This is a genomic window from Kribbella sp. NPDC031520 (assembly GCF_055580825.1).
The window spans coordinates 287,517-307,403 of sequence record NZ_JBVIKS010000002.1 but is presented as its reverse complement, the minus strand read 5'-3'; the positions used below and the strand labels follow the sequence as shown (position 1 = coordinate 307,403).

At 69.0% G+C, this 19,887-nt stretch carries 17 protein-coding genes; 9 read left to right on the top strand and 8 right to left on the bottom strand.

Annotated features, from left to right (window positions below):
- Positions 1-4 precede the first annotated feature (4 nt).
- From ACZ5BU_RS10070 to ACZ5BU_RS10060, 3 genes are all read right to left on the bottom strand, one after another.
- Positions 5-2,452 carry a DNA gyrase/topoisomerase IV subunit A gene (locus ACZ5BU_RS10070; RefSeq protein WP_465697296.1) on the bottom strand — a complete coding sequence of 816 codons (2,448 nt, stop codon included), beginning with the start codon at positions 2,450-2,452 and terminating at the stop codon, positions 5-7.
- A 59-nt stretch (positions 2,453-2,511) separates the two neighbouring features.
- Positions 2,512-4,455: an FtsX-like permease family protein gene (locus ACZ5BU_RS10065; protein WP_465697294.1), complete on the bottom strand. Its 1,944-nt coding sequence runs from the start codon at positions 4,453-4,455 to the stop codon at positions 2,512-2,514.
- A 130-nt stretch (positions 4,456-4,585) separates the two neighbouring features.
- Positions 4,586-5,353, bottom strand: a complete 768-nt coding sequence (locus tag ACZ5BU_RS10060; RefSeq protein WP_465697292.1) for an ABC transporter ATP-binding protein — start codon at positions 5,351-5,353, stop codon at positions 4,586-4,588.
- A 576-nt stretch (positions 5,354-5,929) separates the two neighbouring features.
- Here ACZ5BU_RS10060 and ACZ5BU_RS10055 point away from each other — a divergent pair.
- Genes ACZ5BU_RS10055 through ACZ5BU_RS10040 form a run of 4 tightly spaced genes read left to right on the top strand, consistent with a single transcriptional unit; the run spans position 5,930 to position 8,677 of the window.
- Entirely contained in the window at positions 5,930-7,204 is a 1,275-nt protein-coding gene (locus ACZ5BU_RS10055; RefSeq protein WP_465697291.1) for a sensor histidine kinase, read from the top strand.
- On the top strand, positions 7,186-7,839 hold the full coding sequence (locus ACZ5BU_RS10050) for a response regulator (protein ID WP_465697289.1): 654 nt from the start codon (positions 7,186-7,188) through the stop codon (positions 7,837-7,839). Before ACZ5BU_RS10055 ends, ACZ5BU_RS10050 begins: the two co-directional genes overlap by 19 nt.
- Before the next feature lie 2 nt (positions 7,840-7,841).
- A complete protein-coding gene (locus ACZ5BU_RS10045) occupies positions 7,842-8,246 on the top strand; it encodes a CoA-binding protein (RefSeq protein WP_465697287.1) in 405 nt (134 codons plus the stop codon).
- An 8-nt stretch (positions 8,247-8,254) separates the two neighbouring features.
- Positions 8,255-8,677, top strand: coding sequence for a TIGR03667 family PPOX class F420-dependent oxidoreductase (locus tag ACZ5BU_RS10040; protein ID WP_465697285.1), 423 nt, complete (start codon positions 8,255-8,257; stop codon positions 8,675-8,677).
- On the opposite strand, the gene ACZ5BU_RS10035 is transcribed toward ACZ5BU_RS10040, so the two are convergent.
- From ACZ5BU_RS10035 to ACZ5BU_RS10020, 4 genes are read right to left on the bottom strand one after another with little or no spacing between them, the layout of a single operon-like run.
- Positions 8,674-8,922 (bottom strand): DUF2630 family protein, encoded by a 249-nt coding sequence (locus ACZ5BU_RS10035; protein ID WP_465697283.1) that lies wholly within the window; start codon positions 8,920-8,922, stop codon positions 8,674-8,676. The genes ACZ5BU_RS10040 and ACZ5BU_RS10035 overlap by 4 nt on opposite strands.
- Positions 8,919-9,686 carry an ABC transporter permease gene (locus tag ACZ5BU_RS10030; protein ID WP_465697281.1) on the bottom strand — a complete coding sequence of 256 codons (768 nt, stop codon included), beginning with the start codon at positions 9,684-9,686 and terminating at the stop codon, positions 8,919-8,921. Before ACZ5BU_RS10030 ends, ACZ5BU_RS10035 begins: the two co-directional genes overlap by 4 nt.
- On the bottom strand, positions 9,687-11,387 hold the full coding sequence (locus ACZ5BU_RS10025; protein WP_465697279.1) for an AMP-binding protein: 1,701 nt from the start codon (positions 11,385-11,387) through the stop codon (positions 9,687-9,689).
- Between the two features lie 10 nt (positions 11,388-11,397).
- Complete coding sequence (locus tag ACZ5BU_RS10020) at positions 11,398-12,444, bottom strand: ArsB/NhaD family transporter (protein WP_465697277.1); 1,047 nt, start codon at positions 12,442-12,444, stop codon at positions 11,398-11,400.
- Between the two features lie 41 nt (positions 12,445-12,485).
- Here ACZ5BU_RS10020 and ACZ5BU_RS10015 point away from each other — a divergent pair, with 41 nt between their 5' ends.
- Positions 12,486-15,182, top strand: coding sequence for a bifunctional acetate--CoA ligase family protein/GNAT family N-acetyltransferase (locus ACZ5BU_RS10015; RefSeq protein WP_465697275.1), 2,697 nt, complete (start codon positions 12,486-12,488; stop codon positions 15,180-15,182).
- Here the strand turns inward: ACZ5BU_RS10015 and ACZ5BU_RS10010 are convergent.
- Entirely contained in the window at positions 15,175-15,687 is a 513-nt protein-coding gene (locus ACZ5BU_RS10010; RefSeq protein ID WP_465697274.1) for a DUF2087 domain-containing protein, read from the bottom strand. The genes ACZ5BU_RS10015 and ACZ5BU_RS10010 overlap by 8 nt on opposite strands.
- Positions 15,688-15,733: 46 nt before the next feature.
- On the opposite strand from ACZ5BU_RS10010, the gene ACZ5BU_RS10005 reads away from it, so the two are divergent.
- The 4 genes from ACZ5BU_RS10005 (at position 15,734) to ACZ5BU_RS09990 (ending at position 19,887) form a co-directional block, all read left to right on the top strand.
- Positions 15,734-16,783 (top strand): P1 family peptidase, encoded by a 1,050-nt coding sequence (locus ACZ5BU_RS10005; RefSeq protein WP_465697272.1) that lies wholly within the window; start codon positions 15,734-15,736, stop codon positions 16,781-16,783.
- A gap of 96 nt (positions 16,784-16,879) precedes the next feature.
- Positions 16,880-17,575 (top strand): ABC transporter ATP-binding protein, encoded by a 696-nt coding sequence (locus ACZ5BU_RS10000; protein ID WP_465697270.1) that lies wholly within the window; start codon positions 16,880-16,882, stop codon positions 17,573-17,575.
- On the top strand, positions 17,572-19,218 hold the full coding sequence (locus ACZ5BU_RS09995; protein ID WP_465697268.1) for an FtsX-like permease family protein: 1,647 nt from the start codon (positions 17,572-17,574) through the stop codon (positions 19,216-19,218). Before ACZ5BU_RS10000 ends, ACZ5BU_RS09995 begins: the two co-directional genes overlap by 4 nt.
- 57 nt (positions 19,219-19,275) lie before the next feature.
- Positions 19,276-19,887: a DUF5998 family protein gene (locus ACZ5BU_RS09990; RefSeq protein ID WP_465697266.1), complete on the top strand. Its 612-nt coding sequence runs from the start codon at positions 19,276-19,278 to the stop codon at positions 19,885-19,887.

Sequence of the window (19,887 nt, the reverse complement as noted above, 5' to 3'; positions counted from 1 at the left end):
GGGGTCAGCCTGCCAGATCGGAAGCGCACGCAGCGATCGGCTGCGCCACCGGTACGCCGGAACCGTCCCGGCGCGGGTCGATCGGCGGCAGCTCGATCGGTGCGCCACTGCTCGCGCTGGCCTTCACCGGCGCGGCACCGACGTACCCGAGAAGCAGACCGTCCTCGCCCTTGAGCAGCCGCTGGCAGCGGACCCCGCCGGTCCCGCGGCCCTTGCCCGGGTACTCACTGAACGGCGTGACCTTCACCGCGCCGACCTCGGTCCCCGGCAGCGCCGACGACGAACCCGCGATCGTGACCACCTGCGCGTCCCGGACAGCGTCCACCGCCCCGAAGAACACGACCTTGGCCTTCGCGGCGAGCCGGACGCCGGCCATACCGCCCGCGGTCCGGCCCTGCGGCCGTACGGCCGACGCCGGGAAGTGCAGGAGTTGCGCGTCCGAAGTGATGAAGCACAGCTCCTCGTCGCCCGTCGACAGCTCGATCGCGCCGACGACCTCGTCGCCGTCCTTGAGGCCGATGATCTCCCACGAGTCGCGATTGCTGAGGTGATCCGGTACGACCCGCTTGACCACGCCGGCCGCCGTACCCAGCGCGACCCCGACCGACTCCGGGTCCATCGTGGTCAGCGCGAGCGCCTTCTCACCTGGATCCAGCGACACGAACTCCGCGATCGGCGCCCCACCCTGCAGGTTCGGCGCGCTGGCGGTCGTCGGTACGGCGGGCAGGTCGAGCGACTCCAGGCGGATCAGGCGGCCTGCATTGGTGACCAGGCCGTACTGCCCACGGGCGGTGCTCTTGATCGCGGACACGATCGCGTCGTGCTTGGCCCGCGACTCGGTGGCGCCGAACGGCTCGACGCCGTTCGTCCGGGCGAGCAGGCCGGTCGAGCTCATCAGGATCCAGCACGGGTCGTCGCTGACCTCGAGCGGTACGGCGGCGGTCTTGGTCGCGCCGGACGACTCCAGCAGCACGGTCCGGCGTGGCGTCCCGTACGTCTTGGCGACGTCGGCGAGCTCGTCGGAGACCATCTTGCGGAGCAGTTCCGGGTCCTCGATGATCGCGGTCAACGCCTCGATCTCGCGCTCCAGCTCGCCCTTCTCCGTCTCGAGTTCGAGCTTGGAGAACTTGGTCAGGCGGCGCAGCGGCATGTCCAGGATGTAGTTCGCCTGGATCTCGGACAGGTCGTAGATCTCGATCAGCCGGGACCGGGCCGCGGCCGAGTCGTCGCTGCTGCGGATCACCTGGATGACCTCGTCGATGTCCAGGATCGCGATCAGCAGTCCGTCGACGATGTGCAGCCGGTCCTGCGCCTTCTTCCGGCGGAACTCGCTGCGCCGGCGGGTGACGTCGTACCGGTGGTCGAGGTAGACCGCGAGGAGCTCCTTCAGGCCGAGCGTGCGCGGCTGGCCCTCGACCAGGCAGACGTTGTTGACGTGGAACGCGTCCTCGAGCGGGGTCAGCTTGTAGAGCTGCTCCAGCAGCGCCTCGGGGACGAAGCCGTTCTTGACCTCGATGACCAGCTGGGTGCCGTGCGTACGGTCGGTCAGGTCCTTGACGTCGGCGATGCCCTGGAGCTTCTTGCTCTGCACCAGGGTCTTGATCTTCTCGATCACCTTCTCCGGGCCGATCGAGTACGGCAGCTCGGTGACCACGATGCCCTTGCGGCGCGGGGTGACGTTCTCGATCCGGGCGGTGGCCCGCATCTTGAAGCTGCCGCGGCCGGTCGCGTACGCGTCCTTGATGCCTTCCAGGCCGACGATCTTGCCGCCGGTCGGCAGGTCCGGGCCGGGTACGAATCGCATCAGGTCGTCCAGGTCCGCACTCGGCGTCTTGATCAGGTGCCGGAGCGCCTGGATCACCTCGACCAGGTTGTGCGGGGCCATGTTGGTCGCCATCCCGACCGCGATCCCGGCGGCGCCGTTGACGAGCAGGTTCGGGAAGGCGGCCGGCAGCACCGCCGGCTCTTCCTCCTGCCCGTCGTAGTTCGGCCGGAAGTCGACGACGTTCTCGTCCAGCCCGTTCGTCATAGCCATCGCTGACGGCGCCATCCGGCATTCCGTGTATCGCATCGCCGCCGGACCGTCGTCCAGAGATCCGAAGTTCCCGTGGCCGTCGATGAGGGGGACGCGCATGGACCAGGGCTGGGCGGTGCGGACCAGGGCGTCGTAGATCGCGCCGTCGCCGTGCGGGTGGTACTTACCCATGACCTCACCGACGACGCGGGCCGACTTCACGTGGCCGCGGTCAGGGCGGATGTTGTTCTCCGCCATCGAGAACAGGATCCGGCGCTGGACCGGCTTCAGCCCGTCCCGCGCGTCCGGGAGCGCCCGGGAGTAGATCACCGAGTAGGCGTACTCGAGGTAGCTGGTGCGCATCTCGTCGGAGACGTCGACGTCGAGGATGTGCTCCTCGAAGTCCTCGGGTTCGGCGGTGCTGGTACGGCGTGCCATACGGTTCTACGAACTCCTCGATCAAGTGGTACGAGCGCCGCGACGGGTCGGCGCCGTACCTATTCTCCCTGGTGACCCGCGATTTCCCGGCCCACGACCCGCAGAAGGTACGCAGTCGGCGCCAGAGCGGACCCTACCGCCAGGGTCAGACAAAGTCCGCCGATGCCCAGCAGGATGCCCCACGGGACGGTCGTCGGTACGTCGGCCAGCCCGGACGTCATCGCGTGCCGGAGGAGAACACCGACAGTGACCGTGGTCGCCGTACCGAGACTGAGCGCGACCGCGCCGACCAGCGAGGACTCCCACAACACCATCCGTCGCAGCTGGGCCGCTGTCGCGCCGAGTAGTCGCGACGTGACGAACTCCTTGCGTCGCTGCAGGCTGCTCATTAGCAGCGTGTTGGCGATCGCGATGGCGCTGTAGAGCGCGGCCGGTCCGAGGAGCATCACCAGGCCGACCTGGTTGCCGTTGCGCAGCCCCTCGCCCTGGTCGGCCTCCCAGTCCGTGGCCAGCTGGGCGTTGGGCAACCACTTCACGAGGTCCGCGGGGGAGACGCCGTCGGCGGGTAGTACGAAGCTGCGCTCGACCTTGGCGTCCGGTGCGTGCTTGCGTGCGACGTCGAGCGGGATCAGGAACGACGGGTTGAACCCGAACGCGTTCTGCACGATCGCCACCACCCGGAGCTTGGCCGGCGTTCGATCGACGAACACGACCGGAATCTCGTCACCCACGCGGTAGTGTTCGAACCCCGCCATTTCCTTGCTGATAGCAACAGTCTCGCCGCTCAGTTTGCTCAGGTCGCCGGCAATCACCCCGAGATCGCGCGTCTGCGACGCCACCGCCGGATCAAGTCCCTGCGCGTCTTCGAGTTCCGCGTGATCGTCCGCCAGCCGCACCAGCTGAGTAGGCAGCGGCGCATCTATCGCTTTCAGTTCTGGGTTCGGAACAGGAACTGGTCCGGTGACCACGATCGGTGCGCGGACAGCATCACGGATCGCGGCCACAGAACTGTCTGCTGCGAAGCTGAGGCTCAGCACCATGGAGCCGGCTATCGCGGAGATCGCGAGGATCGGCGCGGCTAGTGAAGCGCTACGGCGAGGGGCAGCTACGACGTTGCTGCGCGCCAACCGACCCGAGATGTGGGTCCACGCGACCAGAGGCGCCGCCCACAGGCGGCCCAGGACGGGTACGACGAGGGGCGCGAGGAGTGTCAGCGCGATCACCATCACCATCGGCGTGAACATCGCCAGCGGTACGGCGCTGTCGCCCGACGACGGGCGGATCAGGGCCAGCATGGACAGCGCACCGGCGAGGAACAGCAGCCCGAACACGATCCGTACCGGCCCGATCCGCGGCGGCTCCAGGTCGGCCTCCCGCAACGCGTCGATCGGCGCGACCTTCCCCGCGCGCCGGGCCGCCGACCGGGCGCCGAGCATCGCGACCAACATCCCGGCAGCGACCGCGATCGCGAGTGGCACCCACGGCGACGCCGGCTCGAGCTTCACCGGCGCCAGGTCGGTGTAGGACGCCTTGCGCAGCAGCAACGGCGTCGCGAGCTGAGCGGCAACCGCTCCAGTGAGGGACGCGGCCAGCGCAACGACTAGCGCCTCGCCGAGGATCATCCGGCGGATCTGCCGCGGCGTCGCCCCGATCAGCCGCAGCAACCCGAGCTCCCGGCGTCGCGCGGCGACGGCGAACGCGAACGTACTGGCGATCACGAAGATCGTGATGAACCCGCAGATCACCCCGACCATGCTCAGTACGGTCTGCAGCCCCGACACGTCCGCGCCCGACAGCGCGACCCGTACGTGCTGCGCCGGCGTGTCCGGCCCACCGAGCGTGGTGACCGCGATGGTCGCCGACGCCGGCAGGTGGTACGCGATCGTCGCAGCCGTCGCGGTCGCGGCCAACCCGAGCATGAACACCCCGACCGCAAGCGCAACGAACGCACCCGCATACAAGGACCGATGCTGCCCAACAGTCTGCCGACTCAGCTGAAACATCACCGCTCCAACTCACTCATAGCCGCTGCCGCCGCGCCCGATCGTCCGCCGAGTCGTGGATTTCGGTTCGAAATCGTGCCAAATCGCAACCACTTTCCACGACTCGGCGGATTAGCTGTGCTGTTGGACATCAGCGTTCCAGGTCGTTCATGGCTGCTGCGATCTGTGGTGGTGTCGGGCGGTCGAGGTGGCCGGCGAGCAGCCCGTCGGACAGGAACAGGACACGTTCGGCGTACGCGGCCGCGATAGGGTCGTGGGTGACCATGACCACGGTCTGGCCTGCGCGATCGGTTGCTTCGCGCAACAACCCGAGGATCTGGCGGCTCGTACCGCTGTCCAGCGCACCGGTCGGCTCGTCCGCGAAGAAGACCGACGGCTTGGTGATCAGCGCCCGCGCGATCGCGACCCGCTGCTGCTGACCGCCGGACAACTCCGCCGGCCGCCGCTTCGCCTTCCCGTCCAGCCCGACCTGCTGCAGCACCTGCAGTACGTCGTTACGCGCCGGCCGGCGCCCGGTGAGACGCAGGGGGAGTGCGACGTTGTCGTACACGGTCAGCGACGGCAGCAGGTTGTACGCCTGAAACACAAACCCCATCTCGCCCCGACGCAGCTTCGTAAGCTCCACCTCGTTGAGCGTCCCCAGCGTGACTCCGCTGAGTACGACGTTCCCCGTCGTCGGCTGATCAAGCCCCGCAGCACACTGCAGCAACGTGGACTTACCGGACCCGGACGGCCCCATCACCGCCGTGAACGACCCGCGGGCGAAGTGGTACGTCACCCCACGCAACGCATCAACCGCACCAGCCTTCGAGCGGTACGTCTTGGTGATGCCGTCCAGCAACAGAGCAGGCGGTTCAACAGGTGCAACAGCTGGGTACGTCGGCGCAGTAGCGGTCATACCCCCAACCCAACCGCCCCCCACCGCCCCACACCCTGGCCCCCAGGCGAAACCTCCAGTAGCGCCCGCGCTACCACCCCACACACAAACGCCACCGCTCCGCAGCAACAGCTCTTCCGACCGCCTCCGTCGACGCGCGGACCACTCCACCGTGGACGCTCCGGCGAAGCCCAGGTACTCACCGGACGGAGGTTGAAAGGACACCGCTTCGCGGCGGCAGTTCTTCTGGCCGCCTCCGGCGGCGCGCGAGCCGGTCCGTCATGCACCGTCTCCGGCGAAACCGCGGGTGTTCACCGGGCGAGACGTTGAAAGGACACCGCTTCGCGGCGACAGCCTTTTGGCCGCCTCCGCCGGCGCGAGCTGCTCCACCGCGAACCGCCTGGGGCGAGCGGCCGTGTTGTTCCGCGCGGGTGGTTCGGCAGAGGCGGCTGGTTGCTTCGCCGTTGGCCTCAGCCCGGTGGGGCCTTCTGCGCGCCGCCGGAGGCGGTCGGAAGAGCTGTCGCCGCGGAGCGGTGTCCTTGGGAGTAGCGCGGGCGCTACCGCTTGAGGGTGGGGTAGGCGCATAGGGTTGGGGTGGTGGAGGGAGTTACGACGGTGTGGGGGGCGTTGGCGTCGCCTCGGTATCTGGTTTCGGCGTGGCCGTGGCGGGTTTACGGGTATTTGTTGTCGTCGGTTCCGATGGGTGTGCTGGCGATCGGTGTACTGCTGGGACTGGCCGGGTTGAGTGCGGTGCTCAGTCCGATTCTGATCGGGATCCTGATGCTGGCCGCGTTCCCGCTGGTCGGTGCGGCGATCGGGTACGTCGAACGTCGCCGGGCAGGGCTGATGCTCGTTGACGGGATCGCAAGTCCGCATGCCGCGCTGCCGATCGGGCTGTCGCTGAGGGCCCGGCTGGCGTTCCGCAGGCGGGAGCAGGCGTCGATGCGGGCGCTCGGGTACGGCTTCGTGCTCGGGATCTTCATCTGGCCGTTGAGCGCGTTGTTCGGCGGGCTCGGCGCGACGGTCCTCGGGATCACGCTTGCGACGCCGTTCCTCGCGGGCGACGACACGGTGATGATGTGGAACTGGACGGTGAACTCGTTCGGCGAAGGGCTGTTGTTCGTCGTCGTGTTCGCGCCGCCGTTCTATGCGGTCAGTTCGTATCTGCTCGGCGTCATCGCGGGAGCCCAGGCATCGCTGGCGAAGGCGATGCTCGGTCCGCGGCAGGAGGAGTTGCAGCGGAACCTCGCCGAGCTCCGGCGTTCGCGGCTGGATCTGGTCGACGCGTTCGAGACCGAGCGGGCGCGGATCGAGCGGCACCTGCACGACGGCGTACAGCAGCGGCTGGTCGGGTTGACGATGACGCTCGGGCTGGCCGAACTGGATCTGCCCGAGGGGGAGAGTCGCCGGCTCGTCGTGAAGGCGCATGCCGAGGCGGAGGAGGCGCTGGCCGATCTGCGGGCCGCCGTACGTGGGATTCATCCGCGCGTACTCGTCGACCACGGGCTCGAGGCAGCCGTACGGGAGGTCGCGGATCGGATGCCGCTTCCGGTGACGGTCAACCTGACCGTCCCGCAGCGGCTGCCCGGGCCGATCGAAGCCGCGGCGTACTTCGTGGTCAGCGAGGCGCTCGCGAACGTCGCCAAGCACGCGCACGCGACGAGGTGCGAGGTGTCCGGCTGGGTGGACCGGGACCAGCTCGTGGTCACCGTGCAGGACGACGGGACCGGAGGTGCGAGACTCGGTGCAGGGACCGGATTGACGGGCCTGGTGACCCGGCTGGACGCGTTGGGTGGCACCCTCGACGTCGACAGCCCACCCGGTGGACCGACCCGATTGAGGATGGAGTGCCCGTGCCGACTCAGCAACTGAGTATCGTGCTGGCCGAGGATTCGCTGCTGCTGAGGGAAGGCTTGGCCAGCATTCTCGAACGCGCCGGGCACGACGTACGGGACCAGGTCGGCGACGCGGACACGCTGCTGGCCGTCGTTCGCAAGGACCCGCCGGACGTGGTGATCACCGACGTACGGATGCCGCCGGGGCACAGCGACGAGGGCCTCCGCGCCGCGGCCGCGATCCGGGCCGAGCTGCCGGCGATCGGGATCCTGGTGCTGTCGCAGTACGTCGCCGACGCTTACCTGTCGACGTTGCTCGAGACAACGACCGGCGGGATCGGGTACCTGTTGAAGGACCGCGTCGGCCACGTGACCGAGTTCCTCGAGTCGCTCGACCGGGTGGCCGGCGGTGGCACCGTGGTCGATCCCGAGGTGGTCCGGCAGCTGCTCGCCCGCCGGCAGAACGACGGCCCGCTGTCGGCGCTCACGCCCCGCGAGCTGGAGGTGCTCGCACTGATGGCAGAAGGACGGGTGAACGGCGCGATCGCGGAGCAGCTCGTGGTCAGCGAGGCCGCCGTACGCAAGCACGTCGGCAACATCTTCGCGAAGCTGCAGCTCGACGACGGACTCGACCGCCGCGTGTCCGCCGTCCTGACCTACTTGAGGGGCTAGCAATGGACGAGGCGATCCGTACGATCCTGGCCGAGTGCGACACCTGGGCCGTGGTGGGGCTGTCGAACAACACGAGCCGCGCGGCGTACGGCGTCGCACGGTTCCTGCAGGGGCACGGGAAGCGGATCGTGCCGGTGCATCCGGCCGCGGAAACGGTGCACGGCGAGCAGGGGTACGCGACGCTGGCCGACATCCCGTTCCCGGTGGACTGTGTCGACGTGTTCGTACGCTCCGAGCTGGCCGGCGACATCGCGGACCAGGCCGTGGGAATCAACGCGCAGGCCGTCTGGTTCCAGCTCGATGTAGTTGATCAGGACGCCTACGCGCGGACGACGGCGGCGGGACTCACGATGGTGATGGACCGCTGCCCGGCGATCGAGTGGGGGCGTCTCGGACCGGCATCCTGAGGGGATTCATGTTCGGCATCGACACGTCCACCGGTTTCGGTAAGCGGATCGCCCGGCAGCTCGACGACGAACGGGTGGTCTGGCTGACCACCGTCGCGAAGTCGGGTACCCCGGCGCCGACCCCGGTGTGGTTCCTCTGGTACGACGGCGAGCTGCTGATCGGCAGCGAGCCGGACAAGGCGAAACTGCGCAACATCGCCGCCCACCCGCAGGTCGCGGTCAACTTCAACGCGACCCACACCGGCGGGGACGTCGGCGTGATCACCGGTACGGCGCGGATCGACACCGAGCCGCTCGGCGGCGACGCGCTGGCGGCGTACAACGAGAAGTACGCCGGTGACATCAAAGGTCTGGGGATGACTCCGGACCAGTTCCATGCTGCCTACAAGGTCCTGATCCGGATCACCCCGGAGAAACTGCGCGGTTTCTAGTTCAGGTAGCCCTCGACGGTGTCCGAGGAGCGCGCTTGCGCGTCGTCGGGGTTCTCGCCGAACTCCCGCTTGGCGCGGCGCTGCCGCAGGAGGTCCCAGCACTGGTCCAGCTCGACCTCGAGAGCCCGGAGCCGGGACTGCTCGTCGGTGTTGTCGATCTGTCCGGCTGCGTGCTTGGTCCGGAGCTCGTGCTCCTCGGCCACCAGGTCGTCGATGCGGCTGAAGATGCCCTTGTCGTCACTCATGAGGTAACCGTACGCCCGTCCGGAAGTGGTGCCCGGGACAACAGCTCCGTGACGACCAGGATCGCGATCGCCTCGGCGGCGACCAGACCGATCAGTACGACGAGCTGCAGCGCCGCGGCCTGTGCCGGTGACGCGCCGCCGAGGACCATGCCGACGAACGCGCCCGGCAGCGTGACCAGCCCGACCGTGCGCGTCTGATCGAGCGCGGGCAGCAGCGCATCACCGGCAACCGATCCAGCGACGAGTTTGAACGCGTCCGGCTGCATCAGCCCGATCGACAGTCCGGCCTCGAACTCGCCGTACCGAGTGCCGTACTCGCTCAGCACCCGCCGCCCGGCGAGTGTGGTCGCAGTCATCGCGCCGCCGACGATGATCCCGCCCATCGGCAGGATGCTCGCCGGGTTCCGCGGGACCACGCCGGGCAGGATGAGCAGCAGCAGTACGGCGAACGCGCCGGTGCCGATCGCGGCCGCGCAGTACGTCCATTGCCGCGGGATGACCGCGGTCTGCCGGAGCCGTCGGGTGCTCGTGACGGTCGCGACCACGAACATCAGCAGTACGAACGCGAGCGCGCCGACGGTGTGCTGCAGCGCGACGCCGACCACCGCGCCGACGACCGCGAGCTGTACGACAGCCCGCAGCGCCGCGGTGACGATGCCCTTGTCGTGCCGCAGCCCGGCGTACCGGGACGCGCCGACGCCGATCGCGATCAGTAGTGGCAGGACGACGAGGGCCGACCAGCCCAGTCCGGTGTGGAAGGTCACTTACCTGAAGTCAGCCTCGTCGTACGTCTGCCCGGCGTCGCCGCTCTCCACCTTGGCCGCCTCGTCGGCGCGCAGCTCGACCCGCCGGATCTTCCCGGAGATCGTCTTCGGCAGCTCCGCGAACTCGAGCCGCCGGATCCGCTTGTACGGTGCCAGATGCTCGCGGCAGAACGCCAGGATCTCCCCGGCGAGCTCCCGCGACGGCTCGTGCCCGGCCGCGAGTACGACGTACGCCTTCGGTACGGCGAGCCGCACCGGGTCCGGCGACGGTACGACGGCCGCCTCCGCCACCGCCGGGTGCTCGATCAGCACCGACTCCAGCTCGAACGGTGAGATCCGGTAGTCGCTGGCCTTGAACACGTCGTCCGAGCGTCCGACGTACGTGATGTAGCCGTCCTCGTCGCGGCCGGCGACGTCGCCGGTGTGGTAGTACCCGTTCCGCATCACCTCGGCGGTCAGCTCGGCGGCGTCGCGGTACCCGCGCATCAGCGGGACCGGCGCGGGCGCGAGCTCGATGCAGATCTCGCCGTCGTCTCCGATCTCGTCCGTGGACGGGTCGATCAGCGCGATGCTGTACCCGGGCAGCGGCCGGCCCATCGAGCCGAGCTTCACCGGCTGGCCGGGCGGGTTCCCGATCTGCGCGGTCGTCTCGGTCTGCCCGTACCCGTCGCGGATCGTGATGTCCCAGGCGTTCCGGACCTGGTCGATCACCTCGGGGTTGAGCGGTTCACCGGCGGAGATGCATTCGCGGATCTGTACGTCGACCGCGGACAGGTCGGCCTGGATCAGCATCCGCCACACCGTCGGCGGTGCGCAGAACGTGGTGACGCCGTACGTCGCCAGCACGTCGAGCATCTTCGCGGCGTCGAAGCGCGTGTAGTTGTACAGGAACACGGTCGCGCCGGCGTTCCACGGCGCGAACACGTTGCTCCACGAGTGTTTCGCCCAGCCGGGGGAGGAGACGTTCAGGTGTACGTCGCCGGGCTGCAGGCCGATCCAGTACATGGTCGACAGATGCCCGACCGGGTAGCTGACCTGCGTGTGCTCGACCAGCTTCGGCTGGCTCGTCGTACCGGAGGTGAAGTACAGCAGCAGCGAGTCGCCCGCCGCCGTGTCGACCTCGGGGACCGGGCCGTCGTAGTTCTCGGAGTCCGGGAAGTGCAGCCAGCCCTCGGCCGGTTCCCCGACTGCGACGCGGATGCAGTGGTCGGCGATGCCGGCGTATCGAGAAGCGTCGGCGCCGCTGGTGACGACGGCGCGCACGTTCCCGCGGGAGATCCGGTCGGCCAGGTCTGCGTCGGTGAGCAGTGTGGTTGCGGGGATCATCACGGCGCCCGCGCGGATGCAGCCGAGCATGGTCTCCCACAGCTCGACCTGGTTGCCGAGCACGATCAGCACCCGGTCGCCCGGGTTCAGGCCGGCGGCGGTCAGCCAGCCGGCCACCTTGCGGGAACGCTCGGCCATCTCCGCGTACGTCCGCGTGCTGACCTCGCCGTCCTCCTCGACGATCGTCAGCGCGGCCACCTCGGGCTGCTCGACGGCGAGCGCGTCGAACCAGTCCCGCGCCCAGTTGAACCGCTCGAACTGCGGCCAGCTGAAGTCCCGGTACGCGGTCTCGTAGTCGTCGCGGTGCGCCACGAGGAAGTCCCGCGCCTCCCGGAACTCCCGGGTGATCTCCGAGGTGCTCTGCTCCGTCGCCATGAGGCGCACATTACCCATTCAGGGCGAGTACGGCGCCTGCCACGACGAGTGGCGTCAGAATCAGTCCGCGCCACAGGAACGACCACCAGGAGACGTCCACCCGCGCCGCGTCGCAGCGGGCGCGCCAGAGGAGTGTCGCGAGTGAGCCCCAGAGTGTGAGCAGGCAGCCGCAGTTCACGCCGATCAGCAGCGCCAGCATGCGGTGCGGGCTGTCCGAGGCGACCGGCTCCATCGCCAGGTACGCCGGGAGGTTGTCGAACAGGTTCGCGCCAACCGCAGCCGTCGCACTCAGCCGCAACTCAGAAGTCGTCCCGGCTACGCGTCGCAGTACGTCCTCGAGCCCGTGCGAGCTCAGGAAGCCCACGACCGTGAACAGCACCACTACCGTCACGACCAGCTTGATCGGGAGCAGCGACCACTTGAGCACGCTACGGCGCCGTACGGCGAAGAGACCGACCAGCACAAGCGCTCCGATACTGGCCGGATACGCCACCTGGACACCTGAGACGAACGCGGGACCGAGCAGCACGCAGACTGCGGTGGCACCCCAGAACAGGACCTTGTCCTCGACGTGAGGAGTCGGCGGTACGACGTACTTCCGCGGCAGATCGCGGTAGAACAGCACCGCGAGCACTGCGACCGTGATGAGGATCGCAGCGATCGCAGGACGCCAGCTGACGGACAGGTAGCTCACGCCGAGCTCACGGAACGGGTGCAGCGCGAGCAGGTTCGTGAGGTTGGACACGGGCAGCAACAGGGACGCCGTACCGGCCAACCACACGGTGGTGAACGCGAACAGCTTCGGCGGGATGTCCAACTGGCGCGCCATCGACAGCACCACAGGCGTCAGCAGCACGGCGCAGGTGTCGAGCGACAGTACGATCGTGAGCCCGGTGGCGAGTGCGACGACGAGCAGCCAGAGCCGCCAGACCCGGCCACGGGCAAGGTGGGCGGCCTCCCGGGCCGCGACGTCGAACACCTTGGCCTGGTCGGCCAGCTCGGCGATCACGGTCACCGCGATCAGGAACACCAGGACCGGCGCGATCCGCTCGACCAAATTCCCGCCCTCCGTTGTGCCTGTTTGAGTACGCTGTCTAGGTGCCGGACCAGTATGACCACGAGCTCCCGGACGGCTATCCGGCGGAGTACGAGGCCGATGTCGTGCTGCGGGACGGCGCGACCGCGCACCTGCGGCCGATCACGCCGGCCGACGACCACCTGCTGGTCGCGTTCTACTCCCGGGTGTCCGAGACCTCGAAGTATTACCGCTTCTTCGCCCCGTACCCGGAACTGTCCGACCGGGACGTGGCGCGATTCACGCAGGTCGACTACCACCAGCGGCTCGCGCTGATCGTCACGGTCGGTGACGAGATGATCGGCGTCGGCCGCTACGAGGGCACCGGCAGCAGCACGGCGGAGGTCGCGTTCCTGATCGAGGACGCGCACCAGGGCCGTGGGCTCGGCCAGTTGCTGCTCGAGCACCTGGCGCAGGCCGCCCGGGAGAACGGCATCCACCGGTTCGTCGCCGAGGTGCTGCCGGACAACCGGAAGATGATCACGGTCTTCACCGAGGCCGGGTACAAGGTCGCCCGGGAGTTCGAGGACGGCGTGATCATGGTCGAGTTCGACATCGCGCCGACCGACACGTCGTTCGGGGTGATGCAGGCCCGCGAGCAGCGGTCCGAGGCACTGTCGATCGCGCGACTGCTGACGCCTGCTTCGGTTGCGGTGATCGGTGCGAGCCGGCGCGAGGGAACGATCGGCAACGCTCTCCTCCGCAACCTGCGCGACGGCGGGTTCCCGGGCCGGTTGTACGCCGTCAACACCGACACCAAAGCCGACGAGATCGAGGGCGTCCCGGCGTACCCGACGATCCGCGAGGTCGAGGACACCGTCGACCTCGCGGTGGTCGCGGTCAAGGCCGAGATGGTCGCGGACGTCGTACTCGACTGCGCGGCGAAGGGCGTCCGCGGGCTGGTCGTGGTGTCGAGCGGATTCGCCGAGATCGGCGACGAGGGGCGGAAGCGGCAGCGGTACCTGGTCGGCCTGGCACGGTCGTACGGGATGCGCGTCATCGGGCCGAACGCGCTCGGCCTGATCAACACCGCGACCGGCGTCTCGCTGAACGCCACGCTGTCGCCGCTGATGCCGAGCAAGGGGCGGGTCGCGTTCTTCTGCCAGTCCGGCGCACTCGGCGTACCGATCCTGGCCGACATGGTCGGACGTGGTCTCGGCCTGTCCAGCTTCGTGTCGGCCGGCAACCGGGCCGATGTCTCGGGCAACGACCTGATGCAGTACTGGTACTCCGACGAGGCCACCGAGGTCGTACTGCTGTACCTGGAGTCGCTCGGCAACCCGCGCAAGTTCAGCCGGGTCGCGCGCCGGCTGGCCGGCCGCAAGCCGGTGATCGCGCTGAAGTCGGGACGGGCCACCCAGGGCGTCCCGGTCGGGCAGATGATCCGGCGCAGCCAGTTGCCGCCGGCAACGATTGAAGCGATGTTCCGGCAGAGCGGGCTGATCGGCGTGGACACCACCGGTGAGCTGTTCGACGTCGCCCAGCTGCTCGCGCACCAGCCGCTGCCGAAGGGGCGCCGGGTCGCGATCGTGTCGAACTCCGACGCCCTGACGTTGCTCGCGCTGGACACGATGGCGGGCTGTGGGCTGGAGGTCGCGGGGGAGCCGCGGAACCTGAGCCCCGACGCGACCGCCTCCGACTTCGGGCTCGCCCTGTCCGAGGTGTTCTCCGACGACAAGGTGCACTCTGTCGTGGTGATCTACACGCCACCGGTGCAGTCGAACGGCGGGGAGATCGCGCAGGTGCTCGCCGCGGCGGCCGCCGATTCGGACAAGCCGGTCGTGTCGACGTTCCTCGCGTCCCGCAGCGTGCCCGAGGAGTTGCGCGTCCCGGACGAGGACGGGGGAGCCGCCCGCGGTTCGATCCCGTCGTTCCTGAACCCGCAGTACGCTGTGGGCGCGCTCGCGAAGGCCACGCAGTACGGCGAGTGGCGGCGCCGGTCGGACAGCCGGATCCCGGACCTGCCCGACATCGACACCGCCGGAGCGGAGGACTACGTCGCGGACTTCCTGCAGCGGCACCCGTCCGGCGCGGACCTGAACGAGGCGGACCGGCAGCGGCTGCTGAACTTCTACGGGATCTCGGTGCTGCCGGCGTTCCCGGTGCTGAGCGCGGACGAGGCGGTCGCCCGGGCCGCGGACCTCGGGTTCGAGGTGATCCTGAAGGCGACCGCGGAGCAGTGGCGGATGCGGCCGGACCTGGCCGACATCTGGCGGCACATCCACGACGAGGAGGACATGCGCGCGGCCTGGGCGGAGATGACGCGGATGTTCGGGGTGGCGTCGGACCCGGCGCGGGCGCAGTTCGTCGTACAGAAGATGGCGCCGCCCGGGGTGCCGGTGGTCATCTCGACGATCGAGGACGTGTCGTTCGGTCCGGTGGTGACGTTCGGGCTGTCCGGGGTGGCGACGGATCTGCTCGGCGACCGGTCGTACCGGATGCCGCCGTTGACCACGCGGGACGCGGCGGAGATGGTCCGCGAGGTGAAGGCGGCGCCGCTGCTGTACGGCTACCGCGGCTCGGACCCGGTCGACATCTCCGCCATCGAGGATCTGCTCCACCGGGTCTCCCGCCTGACGCTGGACCTGGAGGAGGTGGTCCGCCTGGACCTCCGCTCGGTCCTGGTCTCCGCCCAAGGCGCCACCGTCCTCGACACCCGCGTCCGGATAGCCCCGAACGAGAAGCCCCGCCAGGACATGCCGGCTCGCCGGCTTACTTAGTCCGCCGGTAGACGCTGTTCTCCCGGTCGAGCAGTCGCCCATCCACCAACCCGCGGCGCAGGGCTGCGTGGTCGGGGTGCCAGCGGTTGAGGAGTTCGTTGACCTTGGACTCGGGGTACTCGCGGCCGGGCTCGAAGGTCTGGACGATGTGCTCGAGAACGACCTGGTACTTGTCCGGGTAGGTCGGGAAGTGCGTGAGCCGGCCGTCCCGGATGAAGGAGTGCAGGATGTTGTCGCGTGCCGGATCCGGATCCAGCGGCACCCGCTCCGGCAGGTTCTCCCGTACGGCGTCCTTGAACACGCCGGCGTCCGCCGTGAAGCCGTCCCGGCTCGCCGCGATCAGCCCGCCCTTGGTCAGCCGTTGCAGCGCCTTCACCACGACCGGCGCGGCGAGTCCCGTGCTCCCGGCGACCTGCTCGGGAGTGGAAGCACCGAGGACGATCGCGGAGTACGTCCGCAACCTCGACGGTTCGGCCAGCAGACCACACAGCTGATCGGCGTTCATACCTTTCACGCTAAACAGCGTTGCAACCGGATTTAGGATCGTCCGTATGCAGCCTGGCCCGCACAACGCGATCACCGACGTCCCCGGAATCCTGGTAGGTCAGGTCGAGCGGCTCGACCCGCCGTACCTGACCGGTACGACCGTCGTCCACGTCCCGGCGACTGCCGTCGCGGCGGTCGACGTGCGCGGTGGTGCACCCGGCACGCGCGAGACCGACCTGCTCTCGCCGGTGAACTCGAACGGCGGTGTGAACGCGATCGTCCTGTCCGGTGGCAGTGCGTTCGGGCTCGACACGGCGGGCACCGTGATGCGCTGGCTGGAGGAGCGCGGCGAGGGCGTGCGGGTCGGCCAGGGCGAGTACGACGTGGTCCCGATCGTGCCGACCGCGGTCATCTTCGACCTGGCCCGCGGCGGCGACTTCAAGGCCCGCCCGGAACCGTCCTGGGGCGCCGACGCGATCGCCGTCGCCACCGGCGGACCGGTTGCCCTGGGCAACCACGGCGCCGGGGCCGGTGCGCGGGCGCGGTCGCTCAAGGGCGGCGTCGGATCGGCGAGCGTCCGGCTCGACGACAGTACGACGGTCGGCGCGCTGGTGATCGTGAACGCGGCCGGCTCCGCGATCGACGCCGACGGCAACCTGTACGGCGCCCGCCTCGGTCTCGGCGACGAGTTCGCCCACTTGCGGACACCCACGGACACGCCCCCGCTGGTGGAACCCGGCCGCAACCTGATCCCCGGCCCGTCGATGAACACCGTGATCGCCGTCGTCGCCACCGACGTACCGCTGGACAAGGCCGCGACGAAGCGGATGGCGATGATCGCCCACGACGGGCTCGCCCGCGCGATCGACCCGATCCACACCCTCGTCGACGGCGACAGCATCTTCGCGCTGTCCACCACGACCGACCAGCCGCGCCTGAGCGTCACCGACCCGACCGCCCTCGGCCAGTTGGAGACCGTGTACGCCGCCGGCTCCCGGACCCTGGCCCGCGCCATCGTCCACGCGATGCTCAACGCCGAGTCCGTCGAGACCCCGACGGGCACGATCCCCAGCTACCGCGACGCGTACCCGTCGGCGTTCCGGCCTACGACCTGAGTCGTACGCCGGAGCGCCGAAAGGCACCCGAAGGCTTCCGCAAGACCGGTCTGTGGTCCGATGCCCGTAAGGCGAGATCACGGAAGGCTCTGCGGTATGAACCTCCAGAGTCCCCAGGTTGTGCTCAGCGGTCACGGACTGGTCAAGTACTACGGCAGCGTGGTCGGTCTGGCCGGCGTCGACGTCGCGGTCCGTTCCGGCGAGGCCCTCGCCGTGATGGGCCCTAGCGGGAACGGCAAGACCACGCTGCTGCACGTACTCGCCGGCATCCTCACCCCGGACCAGGGTGAGGTATGGCTCGGCGGCGAACGCGTAGACCAGCTGAACGATGCGGCCCGGACGGTACTACGTCGCCGTCGGCTCGGTTTCGTGTTCCAGGACAACCAGCTGCTCGCGGAACTGCCCGCAGACGAGAACGTAGCGCTCCCGCTGATGGTTGACGGTCTGAACCGCCGTGAGGCCATCGGACGCGCCCGGAACATGCTGGCGCAGGTAGGCCTGGCTGCCGAGGTAGGACGCCGTCCAGGCGAGCTCTCAGGCGGGCAGGCCCAGCGAGTGGCCATTGCCCGCGCCCTGGTCGGCGAACCACAGGTGGTGTTCGCCGACGAGCCAACCGGAGCTCTGGACGCGACCACCGGCTCCCAGGTCATCGAGCTCCTGGTCGGCGCTGCGACCTATCGCGGCGCCGCAGTCGTAGTCGTAACCCACGACAATGCCGTAGCCGCCCGGTGCCACCGCACGCTCAACATCGTCGACGGCCGCATGAGCGAGTCGGTTGGAGTCGTGCGATGAGCCCGATGACCGAGCTCGGCCTGCGATTCGTACGGCGGCCGGGACCGGGCGGACGTGCAGCGAACCTGGCCGCGTTCGGTGCAACCGCGGTCGTGGCGTTGCTGGTGACGTTCTTGATCGCGGGGTCGCTCGGGCTGACGCATCGGTCCGAGCGGATCGGCTGGCGCAGCGCGGACAAGGCCGACCCGGCGACAGCGATCGGCATGCTGAACCTGGACGACGAGCAGAGCGTCGACGGCCACCGCCTCCGCGTGCTCGACCTCGCAGTGCTCAGGCCGAGCGAGCCGGCCCCACCTGGCCTCGACCACGCTCCGAAGCCGGGTGAAGTGTTCGTGTCGCCTGAGGTCGCCAAGCACTGGTCCAGCCTCAGCAAGCAGTTCGGTGTCGAAAAGCCGACTGGGGTGATCAGCAGCAAAGGCCTGTCGTCGCCGGAGGAGTACATCGTCATCCGCGGCGTCCGAACGATCCCTGCCGACCAGCACCCGCAGTACGTGAGCAGCTGGCACGACAAGGTGTGGGACAGCCGCATGCTCGGCCTGCTGATCGCCGTTGCCTTCGGCATCACGCTGGTACTGTTCCCGATCCTCAGCCTCGTCGGACAAGCAGCCGGCGTCGCAGCCAAGCGCCGTGAACACAGACTTGCCGCACTGCGCCTGGCCGGTGCCACGCGTACCCAGGTGCTCTGGCTAAGCGCTGTAGAACAAGCCGTGCTTGGACTTGCCGGTGCAGTCGTCGGTGTCGTCGGTTACACCGTTCTGAGTCCGCTGATCGCGCAGATCCCGCTGGGCGGTGGCCGTTGGTACCTCGGTGACATCACCGTCCAGTGGTGGACAGTCCTCGTCGTACTGGTCGCCGTACCGATCCTGTCCGTCATCAGCGCGCTCATCGGCCTGGGGCGGGTAAGCATCACGCCGCTGGGTGTCGTACGCGGCCAGACCCGCAAGGGCGTCAACGCGATTCGCCTGGGTCTTCTCGTCATCGGTCCGGCGATCCTTGGGTACTACGGCCTGCGAGGCGCGTTCGTACCGGTGCTGATCGGCGTTGGTTTCGCCGCTCTCGCGGTACGCATCATCGGACCGTTCGCCGTCCAGGTGATCGGCAAGATCATGGCCGGCAACGCGAACCGTGCTGTGACGCTACTGGCCGGACGGCGCCTTATTGACGACCCGAAGGGCGCGTTCCGGCCGGTGGCAGCGCTGGTGCTGTCCGGGTTCGTCACCGGGTTCATCTCGGTGTTCATGCCGCCGGGCAAGGACGACCCGAGCTTCCACGACATGCGTATCGGCGTCGCACTGCTGCTCTCGCTGGTGTTCCTGACCGTCGCCGCGTCCACAGCGGCCGGTGCGGTCGGTACTGCGCTCGACCAGGCAGCTCCTGCCCGCGCGTTGCGGCGTTCCGGAGTACCGCTGCAGGTGATCGAGCGAGCCGCACGACTCGCCGCTGTCGTACCCGTGCTCGGCGTCGGGCTGCCCGTGGTCGGCTTCGGTGCTCTGTGCGGGCTGGCGTTGAGCGGCGGCAAGGTGATCACGCAGGGCAGCTCTGGCCTGATTCTGCTGCTCGGGCAGGTGATCGTAGGCCTCGTCCTGGTCGCGGTCGCGGGTGCTGCGGGCGCGCCGGTGTTACGGAAGGCAAGTGCCAACTGAGCGTGGTTATCCACAAGGGTGAACCAGCCCGGGGCGCGATCGTGCAAGGATGAGTGCATGCGTGACCTGAATACACCGGAGCTCGCGGACGCGTCGGCCGACCTGCGCGCGGCGATCGATCGGTGCGGCTACTACCCCGACGTGGTGACGGACTCGCTCGAGGTGGCGTTCGCCGGCGAACCGATCCGGGCCTACGTCCTCCAGCACGAGCCGACCTTCGACCGGGACGAGGTCCGGCGGCACATCACGATCCTGGCGCTGACCCCGACCCGGCTGATCGTCGGCCACACCGACGAGCACGCCGCCGACGAGCTGATCCGCGCGCCGTACGCGTCGACCTCCACCGAGGCGATCCCGCTGCACCGGGTGAACGCGGTGGTGGTCAACCGCGTCGTACCGAACCCGGCGGGCTATGCCTCGGGCAAGGCCGACCCCGCGGTCGCGGGCAGCGGCGAGGTGGTGCTGACGATCGGCTGGGGAATGGTGAACCGGGTCGACCTGGAGCCCGCCGTCTGCGCCGATCCGAACTGCGAGGCCGATCACGGCTACACCGGTTCGGTCGCGGCCGACGACATCTCGCTGCGGGTCAGCGCCGCCGCCGACGGCCCGGCCGGGATCCAGCAAGTACTCGAGTTCGCCAAGGCGCTCTCGTTCGCGACCACCAGGTAG